The organism is uncultured Fibrella sp. (assembly GCF_964250085.1).
Lineage (GTDB): Bacteria > Bacteroidota > Bacteroidia > Cytophagales > Spirosomataceae > Fibrella.
In genome coordinates this window covers 109,699-128,170 of record NZ_CAXUEC010000003.1, presented here as the reverse complement: position 1 = coordinate 128,170, position 18,472 = coordinate 109,699, and the positions used below count along the sequence as shown (strand labels likewise).

Below are 18,472 nucleotides of genomic sequence, written 5' to 3'. Positions count from 1 at the left end.
ACTGAAAGTGAGCTTTATTAACAATGTGGTAAGTATTCCGTTAGCCCGCCTATCACTGATATCACAGAAATGTATATACCTGTCGTAATGACGGAGTCAATGGCGCAACCGGAGCGCGTTTCAACCAGTTTATCACGTCGAATGGCGATCGTATCAGCCGTACCCCGGCGGTCGATACTACCCAGACGTTTCCGTTGGGTCGCAGGGTGTAGTCCAGCACTGAGCCAAACGGTATCCTGACCAGCGTTTGCGCGGTGGTAAGGTCCAGCAATTCAACCGTTTGCTGGCTCTCGTCGAGCTTACGGACCCACCAGGCCAGCTTTTCCCGTGTCAGCGGTGGATGTTCCAGCGAACCGTAGCCAAGTGCCAGGGTACGGGTACCGCCCAGCCCATAGCGCAGCAGGTACGTTTGCCGGGCGGTGGTGGTGTACAACAACCCAACGTCACGTTCATCGGCGGGGCTTGGGCTGATCAACGCCGCCGCCAGCAGCTTGCTATTCAACCGAACAACGGGCTTCAGCGTAGCCCCGGCCAACGCGAAAAGCGTTGTTGGTACAGGTTCATCGGTCGGCGCCAGCAAGTAGCTACCCATTGGCGAAAACCAGCTTTGTCGGCGTGGTCCCTGCCAGTTCAGGTTCATGCCTCTATACAGCTTGCTGATGGTAGCGATGGGTTTCAGATCGGTACCGACCCGCCGCCAGAGGTGCAGCGTATCGGGTGTGTCGGGAATGGTATAATCAACTTTGTACCGTTGCCGCACAGCCAACTGATCGACATACTCATTGGCAAAATCCGTTCGTGTCAGCCAGAAATCAGCCTTGTCCGATACATCCATTGGCCAGCCTGTTGTTTCGGTCAGGAACGTACCTGCGCTCATGGTTGGCTTCATGGCATACAGCCGCAGACTGTCCTGCTCTTTGGTCAGCAAAAACCGGCCATCGCGCGCAAACAACGCTGCCGGTGACACATGCCATTGTTGATACACAGACTGTATGGCAGTGTTAACAATCTGTTTATCAACCAGGTGTACCGTGCGACCCAGCGGAAGAAGCATCCCCGGCATTCGCGGATCCGGCAGTTTTACCAGTCCGTTATACTGTACGTGACGCACTGAATCGACCACCGGCAACAGGGCCGTGAGCCAGCCATTGCCATCCGGTGTAAACATTCCCCCCTGGTAAGACCGGAGCGTGACCGTTCCTTCGCTGAGCGAATAGCGTAGTATATCGTTTTCGTTCTCACCCAGCAGGTCCAGGCTATCCGTACCCAACTCATACAGGCTGGTTCCCGGGCTATCGGCCGGACCAGTTGTGCGGGTATTCACAACGTACCTGTCATCGGGCGAGAACTGGCAGTTGATCAGGGTGGTGAACCCCGTTGGCCGCCGCAGCCGTCGTAATTCGCGGTCAGTAACCTGCCAGGCCGCACTATCGGTAAGCAGGTAATTGCCCCGCCGGGAGAATAAGCCCTCGTTTACCGCCAGCAGGTTTGGCACAGTCATCGCCACCTGCATAGAGAGATTCCAGAGCACCGCCGGCTGAACCCCATTGCCACTTGTGAGCAGGAACCGGCTATCGGGCGAAAAAACAGTCGACGATGCCCGAAGCCGATTAGTGAATCCGTGCAAAGGCCGTATTCGTTGTTGGTCAAGTTGCCACAGGCTATCGGCGGTGAGGGCGGTAGCGGCATATGTCAGCAGGTACCGGCTATCGGCCGAAAAATAGGCGGTGCCCGGCGGATACCCATCTACATCGAATACGGTGGGGGCCTGCAAACGTCGGCTAAACGTATGAATCAATTGCAGGCTATCGCTCAGGTGCCAGAGCCGGTCGGGTTGCGGCTCACTGTGGCGGGTCAGCAGGTAGTGTCCATCCGGCGAAAAAACATCGTCGTAACTATTCACTTTCTGCTCGAATTCATGAACCAGGTACGTTTGTCGACCAGCCAGTTTCCAGAGCTGCGTCACCTGTTTATTTGTCAACGAGACAAGCGCATACTGCCCCGACGGGGCGAATCGAATGGTAACGAAGTTATTGACGTACGTACTATCCTGCCCTGGCCTGGTTAATGGAATCGGTTTCCACTGTCCCTGATCCTGAAAAAACAGGCTGCTGTCGGGCTTCCCGAACACGCAGTAGTAATGGCCATCGGCTGAAAAGGGAGCCCACAGTCGACGGGGTATATTCATGTAGGAATCGAGGAACCGACTAATCCGAACAGAATCAATTGGCTGATTGACTGGCCGTTCCGGTAGCCGGTACAGCGCCGTTTGAAGGGACATCTGCCCACTTTCCTGCGAGCCAATCCTGATAATATACTGCGTCGTCAGCAGGTTTCGATCGTTATTCGAGAACCAGACGGGCGAGAAACGGTCGATCCAGTCGCCTACCGTCACTTGCAGCGGCACCCACCGAATGCCAGTTCCGGTGAGTTCATATAACCCTTTCGACGTGGTAACGTAGCGGCCCGTGGGCGAAAAAGCACACGTTGACCTGAACATAAACGGGCTGTTGAGTAACGGAGTGGACCGATAAGTCAGGCTCACCCGGCTTCTGTTGTATTCAACAAGCAGGTAGTCGTGGGCGGGGCCATATCCTGCCGGAAACTGCATGTTCGTCACCGTATCGCCGTAGGTACGTATCAGTTTCGGCGGGCCACTGGTCAAGGCGTATAAAAACCCGCTCTGTTGCTTACCAGTTGCCACAAACAGGTACGTATCATCGGGCGAAAAACGCCTGAGCGTCGGCCGTTCGGCAAAGGTGTGAAGTAACGTGAGTGCATCGCCCTGCCGACGATACAGTCGGCATTTGTCGGTATCGGCAAGCAGGTAGGTAAAGCCCGGAGAAGCCCGGATGCTATCGCATCTGAGCGTGTAATACCAGTTAGTAGTCTGGTTGGCTACTTCGCCAATGGCTTTTAGCAGCGAGGTGCTGTCGGGAAATACAGAGCGGGCGTATTCGAGCAGCCGCAGGCTTTGGGTCGGATCGGTGGCCGCCAGCAACCGGGCTTCGTTCAGCAACGCCCGTAATTGAATACTGTTCAGGTTTCGCTTTTTAGCCAGCTCCATCTGCGCGGCCATATTGGCGGCGCCAAGACTACGGGCCAGTTGAAAAGCCGTGTAAGCTTGTGCGTACTGCCCCGCCTGCATCAGGCTTTGCCCTTTCGCATACCAGAAAGTCGCGCTCTCGCGTTCGTTCGGCCGCGGTTGAGCCATAAGCATCCGCGTTGCCAGCAGTAGCCCAATCAACAAGCTACCCGGCCCGGTCAATAACCGTATCAATGGTAACGTATCTGGTTTTAAAAAACACATAAACCTTTGATTAACAAACAACTATTCCAAGCCAATGACGATTTGCCTAATAACCAGCCCTTGCTGTGGCAATGGCAGCTCCCGGCTTCAATACGTTCTGCTCATATGTCTCCAGCGCGGTGATGTACCGACCGTATTGAGTTGCCAAATCCGTTTGCCCGTTCAATTGGTAGCTTTCCTGCACTTCGCGGCAGGTAGCCAGCAGGTTCTCGCGCATCACCTTTGTAAACTGATACCCGGCCTGAGCCCGGCTTTGCATCCGGCTGATCGTTCCGTTGTCTAATAGTTTCCGGGTACGTCTGTGTAGCAAGGCTATGTCAAGGGTATGATAAAGCCGGTCGGTCTGAATGAACTGGCCGAACGACCGACATACCTGGGCCACCCCCATTCCCTGCAAGTCGGGGTCATTCCGGCGAGCCAGCAACAGCACCGATTTATTGGCCAGGGTGTCGGCCTTATCCAATTGCTGACAGAGTGCCCTGTAGACGGCGGCGCGTTGCCCGGCCAGGTCGGCCAGAATCAACAGCGAATCGGGAGGGAATCGTAGAAATCGTCGGCCCGCCTGCAATACGATGCTTTGTCGCACCAGGGTGTCGGCCGTTTTATAATCGAGTTGGGCACGCTGGTACGCATTCTGCGATTCGGCATATAGTGCGTTGCTAATCAAGCGGGTATACGCTCCCTGAGTTTGAAAAAAGAGGGCCACTCCAATGGCCATGAAGATCAGCAGGCCAAGCCCCGCCAGGGCCAGTTTGTTCTGCAACTGCACGCTGAAGCTACGTTTGAGAAACAGCCGCTCGACAACCGACAGCCAACTCAACTGCCCAAATTGAGACGAGAATGTGCGAAAATTCCAGAACCGTGCAACACCCGTATCAACCGGTTTGTCGGCCTGCATCAGGTTTGTCAGGGCCACGCTGCTCCAGGTGTAGGCACGCCTGCTCCCCAGTTGTACATAGCGCTGGGCTGCTTCGGCCAGTTCTTCCCGCAGGGTCAACTGTACCGATCCTACCTGCTGAATCCACTGCCGGTACGTTCGCCATGAGCCAATCAGCGCTTCGTGGGTCAGTTCATAATAGCCATCACCCGCCTCGGCATCGCGGCCAGTCAGTAACCGGTTATCAGTCAGCGTTTTCAGAATTTGCTGGCATAGCGGCTGTTTCTGGATACCAAAATCCAGCTCTACAACATCGACGCGGCGACGCACGAACTCCCCTCCCTGAAACGCCACAAACCGAAGAAGCAGGTCGCGGAAGAAGTCGATGTTTTTGCGAAATGGCTCCAGAATGGTCTGCTCTTTCTGCTCCAGAATTTGCCCGATGCCGGGGTAATCACGCTCGTAGATGGTTCGTTCAGGTCTGTCTTTGGCCAGTTCGTAAAGTTCGTTAAGTGCCAGAGACAGCAGCGGTAACGCATTCGGATAATGACGAAAATCTTCGATGATGCGCGCCACCGTCTCTTTTTCAGGATAGTAAAACATACCCGTTTGCAAAGCAGGCCGAATAATGATCTCCTGCAGTGCATCTACGTCCAGCACCGGAATGGTATACTGCTGTTTTTCGGTAGTCCAGAATCGCTCCTGCCGGTTGAACTGCCCCACAAATTCGATGCGGAGTGTGGCCACTACTTTCATCTGTCGACCTGCTTCGGTAGCCTGAAAAGCAGCTAGTTCGGCAAAAAAGCGGAGCAATTCTTCATCTGATCGATCACCCGACTGGGTCACAAGTTCCTCCATCTGGTCGATGAGCAACAGCCGTGGCGGGGCCTTCCAGGTACGTTCAAGTTCAGCCATCGGTGTTTTGCCGGGGCGGATAGTCGTGTATGACGTACCTGAGCGGTGATATGGCCCCAGCACGCCCGCTTTGACGAGCGATGATTTTCCGGTACCGGATGCGCCAACGACAACCACAAAACTGGTTGCCTCAAGCAGTCGGTTAAGCTCGCGGATGGCGGCATCACGCCCATAGAAAAACGAACTATCTTCGGGCTGATAGGCATCCAGTCCTTTGTAAGGGTTTACGCGCTCCCGTCTGGACAGCGTAACCGGATTGAACGTCGGTTCAAGAAACATGAATTCGCCACCCTGATGGTTGGAAAACGAAAAGAGGCAGGCCGTTTGCTCATGCTGTTGCAGGGCCGCCGCCGCTTCGAGTCGTTGCTGCACGTACAGTTGTAACTCGTTGACCGTCACGATGCCATCGTGGTTAGTGTCGGCATCCCGTTGAGACAGCGCCCGGTAGAGCAGCGTCGCAAAAGGCGAAGCTGCTTCAGTTGCCTCGCCTGATTTCGCGGGTCCACTTTCAGCCGTTACGTACTGATCTAACGCCTGCTGATTATGAGCCGAGGAGGTCAGAATCTGATTGGCCCGGTACCGTGTGTAGTGGCCGAAATCATCCTGAGAAATATCACCGACTTCGGTTTCCAGGCCACCGCGAAAAGCTGAAGCCGCCTGTTGCACCGCCCCGGCATAGCAACAGTCTAAAATCAGCAACACCTGCTGGCTGGTGATCATCTTTATCTGATCAGATACCCACTGCATCGACACAGCCGTGTCAGCCAGCCGACTGCGTTCAACATCGATCGGTAACAAGTAGCCACTATAGGTAGGCGGGCCGCCGGTCTGTTGTTGGGTAATCGCGACACCATGTCCGGCATAATAGATGACGATCTGACCTTCACTGTCAGGGTCAAGCGTCTGAATAGTGCCCAGAAAGGCGGTAAACTCAGCTCGGGTCGGGTCCTGACAGAGGTGCGTCTGAAAGCCATAGGCCGCCAGTGCATCGGCCATCAACTGAATATCGTGGGCAGGGGTCTTCAAGGGTCGAATGCCTTTGTCTGCATACGCCTGTGCCCCAATCAGAAATGCATGGCGGTTTGGAAAAATAGCGAATGTCCTGTCCATACGTATGTGCGCCCAATTCTTCTCCCATTGACCTATTACGCATCTATAGCCAACCAGGTGCCAAGGGTTTATCGCTAATCCAAACGGCAGCTATTGACAGATCACAACAAGCGTATATACTTAATGATCACCTGGCCTAATGTAGTATATTCTCCTGTTCAATACAATTCAAATGGTTATCCTCTAAATAATTGGCTACCGTATTAGTTGCTTTATAAACCTGGCATTTATTAAGTATATTTATCTGGTAGCTAAAAACCCCACATCGATAACAGCCTGAATAATGCACCCTTACCGAAATACTGCTACCGGGTCTTTCTGAATGTCATTTTGTCGACTGATCGAAGCTACGAGTGAGTAACGATCGGCCCGTTGGCGCGCTAACTTGGTCTTTGTCTGCGAGGAGGTGTAGAAATCAAGCGGCAATTCTTAGAATAGTCTAAGAAATCGTCGCTTTGTTAAGCCTTAATCCGTGTTTTATCGAATTTTAACCCTACCTTTGCGCCCGAAAATTAATCTCTAACTAACGATTTCTCAGACTATATGGTGTCCGTAAGACCCGATGAGGTATCAGCTATCCTTCGTGCCCAGCTTGCTGGAGCGCAAACCGAAGCTGAACTCGAAGAAGTGGGTACGGTGCTACAAATCGGCGACGGTGTGGCGCGTATCTACGGTTTGTCTAAAGTACAGGCCGGTGAATTGCTCGCCTTCAACAATGGCTTGCAGGCACTTGCTCTAAACCTTGAAGAGGATAACGTCGGAGCCGTATTGCTCGGCGACTATTCTGAAGTAAAAGAAGGCGATACAGTTAAACGTACCAGCCAAATTGCCTACGTAAACGTAGGTGAAGGTATCCTTGGCCGCGTGGTTAACACCCTTGGACTACCTATCGACGGTAACGGACCCATTCAGGGCGAAACCTTCGAGATGCCCCTGGAGCGTAAAGCCCCCGGTGTTATCTACCGTCAGCCAGTAACCGAACCACTACAAACCGGTATCAAAGCAATCGACGCCATGATCCCCATCGGTCGTGGTCAGCGTGAATTGATCATCGGTGACCGTCAGACGGGTAAAACCGCGGTAGCCATCGATACGATCATCAACCAGCGCGAGTTCTTCGAAAAAGGCGAGCCTGTTTACTGTATTTACGTTGCCTGCGGCCAGAAAGCCTCAACCATCAAACAGATTGAAGCAACACTGCGTAAGGCAGGTGCAATGGAGTATACGGTAATCGTTGCCGCCGCTGCTTCTGACCCATCACCCATGCAGTTCTTTGCTCCGTTCACGGGTGCCGCCATTGGTGAGTACTTCCGCGATACGGGTCGCCCGGCACTGGTTGTTTATGATGATCTGTCAAAGCAGGCCGTTTCGTACCGTGAGGTATCGCTGCTGCTGCGTCGCCCACCAGGACGCGAAGCCTACCCAGGTGACGTATTCTACCTGCACAGCCGCCTGCTCGAACGGGCCGCCAAAATTAACCAGAACGACGACATCGCCCGCGAAATGAACGACCTGCCACCAAGCCTGAAGGGTAAGGTAAAAGGAGGCGGTTCGCTGACAGCGTTGCCGATCATTGAGACGCAGGCAGGTGACGTATCGGCCTATATTCCAACCAACGTGATCTCGATCACCGACGGCCAGATCTTCCTGGAGTCGAACCTGTTCAACGCGGGTATCCGTCCTGCTATCAACGTAGGTATCTCGGTATCACGCGTGGGTGGTAACGCCCAGATCAAGGCGATGAAGAAAGTGGCAGGTACGTTGAAACTCGATCAGGCCCAGTTCCGCGAACTGGAAGCGTTCGCGAAGTTCGGCTCTGACCTTGACGCGTCTACGAAACTGACCATCGACCGTGGCCGCCGGAACCAGGAGATGCTGAAGCAGCCCCAATATTCACCCGTTCCGGTTGAGCAGCAGGTTGCCATCATCTACGCCTCGACCAACGGTTTGCTGGATAAAGTGCCGGTTGACAAAGTGAAAGAATTTGAGTCGGAATTTGGCTTGATGCTGCAAACGCAGTACGCCGATGCCCTGACCGATCTTCGGAAAGGTAACCTGAGTGATACGGCTACGACCGCTATCCGCAAAGTAGTTGCCGATTTGACAGCGAAATATTAAAAATAGGTTCAGGGTTTAAGGTTCAACGTCTAAAGTTGCTTTGCTACTTCACTGTTCTTTGAGGTACGTAATGCAACTTCAGACGTTAGACATTGAACTTTAAACGGTAAAAAAATGGCCAGTTTAAAGGAAGTACGCAACCGGATTGTATCTGTAAACTCGACGCAGCAGATCACCAAAGCCATGAAAATGGTGGCGGCGGCTAAACTCCGGCGTGCGCAGGATGCCATCACGCAGATGCGTCCATATGCCCAGAAATTGAGCGAAATGCTCGGAACTGTTTCTGCTGGTGCCGAAGCTGCTGCTGATAGCCCGTACAAGCAAGTCCGGCCCGTACAGAACGTGCTGCTGATTCTGGTCACGTCTGATCGAGGCCTTTGCGGTGCCTTCAACACAAACGTGGTGAAAGCAGCTATGGTCCGCATCAACGAGCAGTACGCAGAGCAGGCTCGCCGTGGTACGGTACAGGTTATGGCTATTGGTAAGAAAGGAGCCGAGGCCATGCAGCGCCGGGGCTTTAAAGTCAACACGAACCACGTCAATGCCTTTGGCTCCTTGAGTTTTTCAACTGTTCGCGAAGCGGCAGAAGAGGCAATGGCGCAGTTTGTCAACGGCGAATTCGATGTAGTGGAGTTGATCTACAATGAATTCCGCAACGTTGCTACGCAAATCATCCGCGCCGAGCAGATGCTGCCAATCGTGTCGACGCCCGCACCGGCTGGTGTGACAACGGCAGTAAACTACAGTTTTGAGCCGGGAGAAGACGAAATCATCACGGAACTGATTCCAAAAACGCTTAAGATTCAACTGTATAAAGCAGTGCTCGAATCAAACGCGTCGGAACACGGTGCCCGGATGACGGCCATGGATAAAGCCACCGAAAATGCCGGTGAATTGCTAAAAGAACTGAAACTGGTTTACAACCGGACACGTCAGGCAGCGATTACCAAAGAAATCCTCGAAATCGTTGGCGGTGCCGAAGCACTTGCTGGTGAATAGACGAATTCAGCTACACGATACCATTATGAAGTAGACCCACTGCCACCCGCAGTGGGTTTTTTATTGCCCGTTATCAGGCTCCAGGTACGTTGTCTGGCATTATGCGTTGCTACGCGAGGTAGACGCCCACAAACACTACCTGCTATCAACACTTTAGAAAACCCCGACTGCTTTACAACGGCAACGCACTATCCGGGGTCTTTCCGGTAGGTCATTCACTTAGGATAAGTTGGGGTTTCCGTATTATAGTTTGATTATAAACGGCCAAAATCTGCCTGCATCAAACTGCGCTTTTTTTCTATATAAATTCTTGATGTTCAATGTATTATATTGACAATTGAGGTAGAGTAAGAGTCACAAAAATAGAACTTTAGCGCATGATTTTCAGTTATTACTATGCCACACAATAGCAGTCGCGTGCGTACCGTTTATTGGTAGTCTACGATGATTGTTTATACGGCGGGACCTTACCCTGCGTCGGGCAGACGACTTGATTTCTAACAACACATAACCATGCATATCAAAGGTTTAATAGCGGGTTTATTCGTAGCGGGTTTACTTGCTTCCTGTGCACCGTCGATTGCCGTTAAATACGACTACGACCCAAAAGTGAATGTTCGCCAGTTCAGCACGTACCGCATCGAAGCTGACCGGCAACGTAATGCTGACCCTATTGTGGGCAGTAACCTGAATCAGCGCCGTATTGCTGAAGCACTCGACCAGTCGTTGAAGGGATTGGGGTACAAACCCACCGAAGACATCGGGGCGGATTTAGTTGTTCGGTTCTTTACCGATTCGAAAGACCGCCAGCAAGTTCAGTCAACCGGCATGGGCAGCCCTTATGGCTGGGGTGGCTGGGGCTACGGAGGTGGCTATGGCAACCAGGTTTACTCGCGTCAGTATGAAGAGAACCGCGTTGTTATTAATATTTACGACAGCCGCACAAACAACATCGTATGGCAGGGCTGGGCAACCGGGCAGTTGAATACGAAGAAAAATGAGAAGAACCGCGATCTGGCTTTCCGGGAAACGGTGGCCAGTATCATGAAGAACTTCCCACAGAGTGCCGGACAAGATTACGGTGCCGTGCGATAAATAACGCCAGGCATAGTAACCAGCGCCCCCGATTCTCGTCTCAAGAATCGGGGGCGCTTTTTTATGCCCAATGAGTGATCAGGAATAGCCGACTGAATCGGTAATGTCAACTTCGTCAAAAAAGATTATTTACGCACTATTGGTTGGGTTTGGGTTGTTTATGCTTTGTGGAGCGGCACTACTTTGGGTCGACAACAGGCGTATTGAGCGGCATACCGACGAACTCAACGACTTGCGAATTCACCTTAATGGCCGTGACCAGGACGTAGAAATACTTCGCCGGCAGCTTCGCGCCTGTTGCCCCGACAGTAGTCTGTCAATCAGGCCGGGGAAACGCGCAACGGCCGCAAAACCTTCGTTTCCGAAAGAAGATGGCTGGGATCATTGAGTCGGCTTAGTTGGCCGTAACAACCAGCCGGTTTGGCCTGTTTCCCCGCGTACCAGCCAAAAGTTTGGTAACTGGGCCAGTACACGTACAGTTGTTCCCTGAGCCAACGTGGTAATAACCGCCGCCTGGGGGTGTGCCTCATCGAGCAGGGGCGTAGGTACGTTCAACGCTTCGCTCCTGATTGGCTTGTCGATCGCCTCAAAGCTTCCCTGCGCTACATAGCCCGCCTTTCCATTGGGCAAGCTTACCCGCAGCCACCGCGCCGTACCGCCCTGAATGGTCAATAATTGCCGCTTCGCCAGTTCGGTCAAAATAGGGGAATCACTTGCAGGGGCCAATCGTAGCAGGCCACGGGCTGTTGTTACCCGAACAGAATCACCCAACAGATTGCTGGCGGGCAGTTCCTGCCTGGCTGGTCCGGGGCCAAGCCGTACGTAAGGCAATGGATCAACCGCGCCGCCGTCGAACAGATACACGCCGAAATGAAGGTGTGGCCCTGTTGTTCGCGCATTGCCGGTGTTGCCCACAAAGCCAATCGTATCGCCGATGCTGACCCGCTGCCCGTCGCTAACGTTGAACCGATCCAGGTGAGCATAGTACAGGCGCTGCTGGCGTTCGTTATCCGTTAGAAAAACAACGTTTCCACCCAGTGTACTTACGCCAACGCGCGAGATAACGCCATCTACCGAGGCAAGGGCAGGCGTGCCTTTGGGCGCGAAAATGTCGATGCCTTCATGCCGACGACGACCTCCATCGCGGGGGACGCCAAAATAACTGCTGATCTGCCGACTGCTTCGTCCCTTAACCGGGAAACTCAGTACCGGGTCGCGGGTAACCGTCAGCGTATACCGGCCCGAGCGTAGGAGTTCCGGCTGAATCCGAATCAGGTAAAGCTGGGTACGTCGGGGTTCCCAGACGAGTTCGGCAATGACGTTGCTATCGCCATTGGCTTTGGCAAACGCCGCCAGATTTGGGGATGAACCACCCAGCGCAAAAACGTCGATGAAAACGCGCCCGGCCTGCCGCCCCTGCACCTCTACCCGAATGGTGAATTTATCGCCCCGACTGCCGTTGATCCGGTAACCGACCGCCGTTGGTTGACTGGCCGAAAAATAGCCACTCTCGCGGTAAGGAACGGTAATTTTCAGCGAATCACGCAGGGCCTGCTGAGCGGCCAGTATCCAGTCGATACCCAGGGCTGCCCGGTCGAGTTGGGCTGTCTTCAGCGATTGCTCGTATTGTTCGTGGGGCGTGTTGGCGCGGAACAGGCTACTGCCGGGGCCATTGGTCGTACAAGCCACAGCCCCAAGCACCAGCGGCAATAAGATGAACGTAAGTTTCATAACGTAAATAGAGAGGACATCTGTTGGCCATACACCCTTTGACAGTGTGGCGTGACACCAACAAATAACCTTTCTATAAACGTCCCGTCAGTGGTGATATTTCAGTTGTTACGCATTCGCTCGTTTTGTCCAGAAGTAGACGGGTACACCAATGCCCGCGATGACCAACCCCATGCCCGTGTTAAAGCGCGTTTGCGGGTCGATGAGCAGGATCAGGCAGATACCAACGCCCGCCAGGATGTAGAGCGCAGGAACAAACGGATAGCCAAAAGCCCGGTAGGGACGCTCGGCGTTGGGTTCTTTGGCGCGAAGGCGGAATAAGCCGCCTATGGTGACGATGTAAAATACCAGCGAGGCAAACGTGCAATAATCGAGCAGATCGCCGTACTTACCGGACAGACAAAGCACCGATGCCCAGGCGCATTGCAACCATAAGGCAGCCCCTGGCACCGAATTTTTGTTGAGCTTACTGGCCGACTTGAGGAACAGTCCATCGGTAGCCATTGCATAATACAACCGCGCTCCGGCCAGAATCAGGCCGTTGTTGCAGCCAAACGTCGATATCATAATGAGCACAGCCATAATGCCCACGGCTACATCGCCGAAGACCATCGAAGCCGCCGCGGTACCAATTCGGTCGAATTCAGCAAACTGCATTCCCCGGCCAACAACGGTGGCCGCGTCAGGTACACCTTTCAGGGGTAACACGGCCAGATAAGCAATATTTGCCAAGGCATAGATCGTGGTGACAAGCAGGGTACCAAAGAATAAACTCAGCGGAATATTCCGGCGTGGGTTTTTGATCTCACCCGCAATGAAGGTCACGTTATTCCAGGCGTCGGCCGAGAAAAGCGAACCGATCATCGACACGCCAAAAGCCAGCAATAGGGCTGTGCCAACCAATGGGGTAATGCTCACGGCATTGGTAACGGGATCAACGACGGTTTTGGTTGCCGTCCACATATCCTGAAAATTGGCCGTCAACGAACCGTTTGACAGGCCGAAGCCAATACCCAGCAGGATCAACCCAAACAGCGCAACGAGCTTGGCCGACGTAAACACGTTCTGAATCAGTTTACCGCTTTGCACCCCTCGACTATTAAGCCAGGTCAATAGAATAATGCTGCCGATGGCATACAATTTACCCAGCGAAAAAGACACCGGCCCGATAGCAAACCAGGTATTTTCCGGGTTCAGCGCGGGCATAAACACTGCCGAAAACTTGGTGAACGCCACGGCGACCGCCGCGATGGTGCCCGTTTGAATGACTGTAAAGACCGTCCAGCCGTAGACAAAGCCCAGCAATGGGTTATAAGCGCGTTGAATGTACACATATTGACCACCGGCGCGGGGCATCATACCGGCCAGTTCGCCGTAACTGAGCGCAGCGGCGACGGTCAGAATACCGGTCATAACCCAGAGCAGCATAAGCCATCCGGGCGAACCAAGGTTACGGGCCATTGAGGCCGATACAATAAAAATTCCCGATCCAATCATCGACCCCGACACGATCAGGGTGGAATCGAGCAGGCCGAGCGATCGGTTGAAATGATCAGACGTGGTAGACTCTGGCGTTGTTGATGGCGTCATAAAGTGCTTAAGCGGGCAAAACAGGCTAGTTGAGCTTTCTCAGTAGCAAGAACGCCTAAACCTGACAGATAACAAAACAGGAAAGTCATTCACCAATCTCATCTTCAATCCACGTTCTCCCGTACATCGTGGGCGTTGCCTGCTCTCTACTCGTATAGGCTGGGCGGTTTGTTATATGGCCTGGTTTATCTGACTGCACGGCTGGGCCGGGTTCAACGCAGGAAACAAACAGATTGGCTTCTTTCTTATTACTATATGCGTTATGTTCTGCTTCTACTTCTAAGTGTTGCTAGTGGTGAGCCACTCAGTGCTCAGCAAACTACCGAAACCCATCATTATGCCATTGATATTGCCGGAGCCCGAATTGGCACCATGACGGCCTCTCGTCAGCAACTACCTGGTAACGAGATCGTTTACACACAGATCAGCGATGTGCAGGTAAATTTCCTGGTTTACAAGCTGACGATTTATTACAAAGTGATCAGTCGGCTGAAAAACGGTCAGCTTATGCTGTCTACCGTAGAAGCGCACACCAACAAAGGCAATTACAGCTCACGTACCGAGTGGACAGGCACGCACTATGAGATCGTAGCCAATCAGTATAAATACGAACGCAAGGCGACCGAAAACCGGAAAATTGATTTTACCATTTCCATGATGTACTTTAGCGAACCTACTGGCCGTCAGCGTGTCTACGCCGAATATTTTGGTGACTACTTCACAATGACGCCTACATTGCGCCCGAGTTATCAGGCGCGCCTCGCCGACCGCGAAGACGAGTATATTTACGAGAAAGGTCGGTTGGTACGAGTTATCAAAAAGAATGCACTGAAGAATTTTAACATTCGGCTGCTGGATTAAGCCGGACGAGGAGCGCGAACAGAGGGAATGGAGACCAGCAGTGACCGTACCAGCTACAGGCAGGTACGTAGATTGGCAACCCAAACAGCCCCTGGGCTTTCCATACATGAAAATTCTGCTACTGGCCATCACCGTAAGCCTTAGTCTGACTCAATTTTTCCAGGTACAGGCCCAACCGGCCGCCACAGTTGCCCCACCCACTACCGATGATATTCGTTTTTGTGGCGAGAAACTTCCCAGCTACTTGCCTACTGTAGCCCAGCGCTGGCAGAAAACAGTTACCCGCCGAGCCCGTTACACCGACGATCTGTTGGATATCCAGCGCAAAGCGGCAGTTCTGTTTCCCATCATCGAACCCATTCTGGAGCAGAACGCCATTCCTAAAGACCTGAAATACCTGGCCCTGGTAGAAAGCGAATTGAAAAGCCAGAGCATTTCCCGTAAAGGTGCTGCTGGTCTATGGCAACTGATGCCCAAGACAGCCCGCAAACTGGGGCTAACCGTTCGCCGCCGCCACGATGACCGCTACGATGTGCGCAAAGCCACGCAGGCTGCCTGCCGGTATATGTGGGAACTGTACCGGCAAACCGGCTCCTGGATGCTGGCAGCCTCGGCCTATAATGCCGGACCAACCTACATTGCTCAACTGTCGAAACAATTCTCACCCGAACACCCGCTGATGCTGCCTTTCGCAAAAGCAGAAACACAACTCTATGTGTATCAGGCCCTAGCCTATAAGGAACTGCTGACCCGCCCGCAGAATTATAGCGATTTACTGAGCGACAGGGTCATTCTGGCGCTGGCGAAAGGCAATCACGGCATCTCGGCAACCGACCGGCAGGCGATTCTGGCCGTTATTGAAAAGCCACATCCCGAAACGGAAAGCGAGAACGTACCTGATGAAATGGAAGAAGCGTCACTGGCCAATGCAACTGTGGTTGTAGCGGGTCTGGAAACAGCCGAAACGGTACAACTCAGGGATGTGCGGCCTGTTGCGTTGACCGAGGCCAAATCAACACCCGTTTCTCCGGCTGTTGCACGCCACTGGCCATCTGTGCAAACCCGCAGTATCACCAACAATACTCTGACGGAGGGCCAGCTTTTTGTCTTTGAAGTGACCAGCCCGCAAACCATCGATGAAGTTAAGCTGGCCGTTGGCGATATGGTTTACGCTCATGTTGAGATCATTGACAAATCGTCGGGGCGGGTTTATCTACGGGCCGACCGGGTGATGTCGTCGCAGACGCGCGAAACAAAACCACTGCGTCTGGTGGCGGTTGAGAAAAGCCGTCAACCCGGTGTACCGCTGCCTGTTCGGGACGTGTTGGCCACTGGCTGGCAATTGGCCTGGGAGAAAATCTAATCGACAATACTGACTATAGTCGTACATGGCACCAGCCATGTAGTAGCCGAAATCAACCAGTAAAAAGTACATTTGTCAGACTAGTTCACCTGACTACACGGCTGGTGCCGTGTGCCACAACAGCCAATGATTGCACGCCCTGCGTCTGCCGAATATTTGCCAATGGCCAGTACCTATGTTAAACTTGTTCCTGAAGGGCAGAATCCGCTGGAACAGCTTCGGGGACAATCGGCGATACTGAAAGAACTGCTGGTAACCCTGACGGATGAGCAGGCCCTAACACGATATGCACCCGGTAAATGGAGCATCAAGGAGTCGCTGGTGCATATGATCGACACCGAACGCATTTTCGCGTACCGGGCGTTGCGAATTGGACGCGGCGACCAAACACCACTCCCCGGCTTTGATCAGGACACCTACGTACCCAACTCAGGAGCCGATGCACGCCCGCTAACCGACATCTGGCGCGAATACGACACCGTACGGGCGGCTACACTGAGTTTATTCGATTCCTTCACGTCCGACGTCTACGACAAAACAGGCAACGCCAGTGGCCACGCGCTCAGTCTGCGCGCACTGGCCCACATGATTCCCGGCCACGAAGCCCACCATATCAACATCTTCCGCGACCGCTACCTGCCTGCCCTGGTTTAGCCGACAGTGAATACCGGATGTTGGATACCAGTCAATCCAGTATCCAACATCCGGTATTCACTATCCAGCGCCCTGCCGACTCATTTCGGCTCGTCGCCTAATTTTTCGTTGCGGCCCGAGGTATCTGGCTGTCCCGTGAGGGCGCCTTTAGCCATTTCAAAAAGCGTCATCATCTTGCCGCCCGGCCGATCCCAGTATTCCCCGGCGTGGGCATTCACTTTAATAAGGCAAATGCGCGGGTCATCTTTTCCGTTGGGAAACCAGGTCTTGAGAAAATCGCTCCACAGCTCGTCGATCTTCGCCTTATCTTTCACCACATCGGCGTGGCCCGACAGCGAAACATAGGTTTCGGGACCGGGATCAGAGAAACCAAGTGCCACTCGGTTGTTCTGGCCAATCTCACGTACTTTGTTGGAGTCATCGTACGAAAAGAACCACATCGTGCCGTCGGGGTCCATTTCGTGGGTCGACATGGGGCGCGTGTGAAAATCGCCGTCCGACTCCTGCGTGGTCATCATGGTGATGCGAATGTCTTTAATTTTTTCGCGCAGCAGGTCTAGTTCGTGCGCCTGCAATCGGGGGCTTGTTTGGGTTGTCATAGCGTTGATTTTTTCATACACTACCAAAACAGTAGAGTTATAAATCAGGCTACGGTCATCTATCCAGCGGGCCAATTACCAATACCGTCTTATCTTGCCCGCATGATTTGGGTTCTCTGGCTACTAGCGGCTGCCTATGCTTTACTAACAATAGCACTTTGGCGTGCCTGGAACGGGTTACCGGAAAAACGGGAATCTGCCCTTCATCTGCTCGAAAAGCCAACGATCACGGTGATTATCCCGGTTCGAAACGAAGCAGCGAACCTCCCCTTCCTGCTGGCCGACTTGACCGCCCAGACATACCCCCACTTTTCGGTGATCGTCGCCGACGATGCGTCGACCGATACCACGGCTGAACTGGCCAGGGGATACGTACCTGTTGCGCCTTATCCGCTCACCGTTTTTACGCTGGCCGACGACTCTACGGTGGCGTCGCCCAAAAAGCGGGCAATTGCGCAGAGCATCACTCAGGCCACAGGTACGTTGATTGTGACCACCGATGGCGATTGCCGCGTGGGGCCAAATTGGCTCGACGCGCTGGCCCGGTTTTATCAGCAAACCGGCGCTAACCTGATTAGTGGACCGGTGACTTTTACAACCGAACGGACTGTTTTTGGCTCGTTACAAACAGTTGAGTTTGCTTCCCTGATTGGGGCAGGAGCGGCTACACTGGCGATGGGAAAACCGACGATGTGCAACGGCGCGAATCTATGCTACGAAAAAGCGGCCTTTGAGGCAGTCGATGGCTTCGCCGGAGTCGATCACGTGGCATCGGGCGATGACGAACTATTGATGCACAAAATGGCAGCGCGTTTTCCGAAGGGTGTCCATTTCCTCAAAAACAGGGATGCCCTCGTAGAAACGGCGGCGCATCAATCGCTGGGTACGTTCTACCAGCAACGAAAACGGTGGGCGGGCAAATGGCGGGCCTACTCGTCGGTATTTCCCACATTACTGGCCGTTTTTATTTTTCTAAGCAACCTGACGCCGATTGTTGCCCTGGGTTACTGGCTGGCAGGCGGCCTGTCGGGCTCGGCTACATTGGGTATAGTGTTGCTGAAATTGACACCCGAATTTGTTTATTTGCGCAGTGTACTCGTCTTTTTGCGAAAACAGTCGGCCGTGGGCTGGATTCCACTAACGCAGCTCATTTATCCAGTATACGTCCTTTTTTTTGGTCTTGCCGCCCAACAGCCCGGCATTGTCTGGAAAGGTCGAAAGCTCAAATAAAGTCGCGCCACCCAGCTAAT

Annotated in this window: 13 protein-coding genes; 8 read left to right on the top strand and 5 right to left on the bottom strand. The window is 53.3% G+C overall.

Annotated elements, in window-relative coordinates:
* Positions 1-61: 61 nt before the first annotated feature.
* A complete protein-coding gene (locus ACFE8Q_RS10055; protein WP_375445258.1) occupies positions 62-3,214 on the bottom strand; it encodes a hypothetical protein in 3,153 nt (1,050 codons plus the stop codon).
* A gap of 142 nt (positions 3,215-3,356) precedes the next feature.
* Positions 3,357-6,212 (bottom strand): caspase family protein, encoded by a 2,856-nt coding sequence (locus ACFE8Q_RS10050; protein WP_375445257.1) that lies wholly within the window; start codon positions 6,210-6,212, stop codon positions 3,357-3,359.
* Positions 6,213-6,755: 543 nt separating this feature from the next.
* Between ACFE8Q_RS10050 and atpA the strand changes: the two genes are divergently transcribed.
* From atpA to ACFE8Q_RS10030, 4 genes are all read left to right on the top strand, one after another.
* Positions 6,756-8,330: a F0F1 ATP synthase subunit alpha gene (gene atpA / locus ACFE8Q_RS10045; RefSeq protein WP_375445256.1), complete on the top strand. Its 1,575-nt coding sequence runs from the start codon at positions 6,756-6,758 to the stop codon at positions 8,328-8,330.
* Between the two features lie 114 nt (positions 8,331-8,444).
* The gene (gene atpG / locus ACFE8Q_RS10040; protein ID WP_375445255.1) at positions 8,445-9,329 is read left to right on the top strand and encodes an ATP synthase F1 subunit gamma; all 885 of its coding nucleotides are present in this window, start codon (positions 8,445-8,447) and stop codon (positions 9,327-9,329) included.
* A gap of 513 nt (positions 9,330-9,842) precedes the next feature.
* Positions 9,843-10,424, top strand: a complete 582-nt coding sequence (locus ACFE8Q_RS10035) for a DUF4136 domain-containing protein (RefSeq protein WP_375445254.1) — start codon at positions 9,843-9,845, stop codon at positions 10,422-10,424.
* Positions 10,425-10,527: 103 nt separating this feature from the next.
* Positions 10,528-10,812 (top strand): hypothetical protein, encoded by a 285-nt coding sequence (locus ACFE8Q_RS10030; RefSeq protein WP_375445253.1) that lies wholly within the window; start codon positions 10,528-10,530, stop codon positions 10,810-10,812.
* Here the strand turns inward: ACFE8Q_RS10030 and ACFE8Q_RS10025 are convergent.
* Both ACFE8Q_RS10025 and ACFE8Q_RS10020 read right to left on the bottom strand, forming a co-directional pair.
* Entirely contained in the window at positions 10,806-12,155 is a 1,350-nt protein-coding gene (locus ACFE8Q_RS10025; protein ID WP_375445252.1) for a peptidoglycan DD-metalloendopeptidase family protein, read from the bottom strand. The two genes, ACFE8Q_RS10030 and ACFE8Q_RS10025, sit on opposite strands and share 7 nt — an antisense overlap.
* 108 nt (positions 12,156-12,263) lie before the next feature.
* Positions 12,264-13,745, bottom strand: a complete 1,482-nt coding sequence (locus ACFE8Q_RS10020) for an APC family permease (RefSeq protein ID WP_375445251.1) — start codon at positions 13,743-13,745, stop codon at positions 12,264-12,266.
* A 255-nt stretch (positions 13,746-14,000) separates the two neighbouring features.
* Between ACFE8Q_RS10020 and ACFE8Q_RS10015 the strand changes: the two genes are divergently transcribed.
* The 3 genes from ACFE8Q_RS10015 to ACFE8Q_RS10005 all read left to right on the top strand — a co-directional run bounded on the left by ACFE8Q_RS10015 (position 14,001) and on the right by ACFE8Q_RS10005 (position 16,623).
* Positions 14,001-14,606 (top strand): DUF6134 family protein, encoded by a 606-nt coding sequence (locus ACFE8Q_RS10015; protein WP_375445250.1) that lies wholly within the window; start codon positions 14,001-14,003, stop codon positions 14,604-14,606.
* Between the two features lie 106 nt (positions 14,607-14,712).
* Positions 14,713-15,969, top strand: coding sequence for a lytic transglycosylase domain-containing protein (locus tag ACFE8Q_RS10010; protein ID WP_375445249.1), 1,257 nt, complete (start codon positions 14,713-14,715; stop codon positions 15,967-15,969).
* A gap of 126 nt (positions 15,970-16,095) precedes the next feature.
* Positions 16,096-16,623, top strand: coding sequence for a DinB family protein (locus ACFE8Q_RS10005; RefSeq protein WP_375445248.1), 528 nt, complete (start codon positions 16,096-16,098; stop codon positions 16,621-16,623).
* Between the two features lie 80 nt (positions 16,624-16,703).
* Here the strand turns inward: ACFE8Q_RS10005 and ACFE8Q_RS10000 are convergent, their stop codons facing one another.
* A complete protein-coding gene (locus ACFE8Q_RS10000; RefSeq protein ID WP_375445247.1) occupies positions 16,704-17,222 on the bottom strand; it encodes a pyridoxamine 5'-phosphate oxidase family protein in 519 nt (172 codons plus the stop codon).
* 102 nt (positions 17,223-17,324) lie between these two features.
* Here ACFE8Q_RS10000 and ACFE8Q_RS09995 point away from each other — a divergent pair, with 102 nt between their 5' ends.
* Complete coding sequence (locus ACFE8Q_RS09995) at positions 17,325-18,452, top strand: glycosyltransferase (RefSeq protein WP_375445246.1); 1,128 nt, start codon at positions 17,325-17,327, stop codon at positions 18,450-18,452.
* The last annotated feature ends 20 nt before the right edge of the window (positions 18,453-18,472 follow it).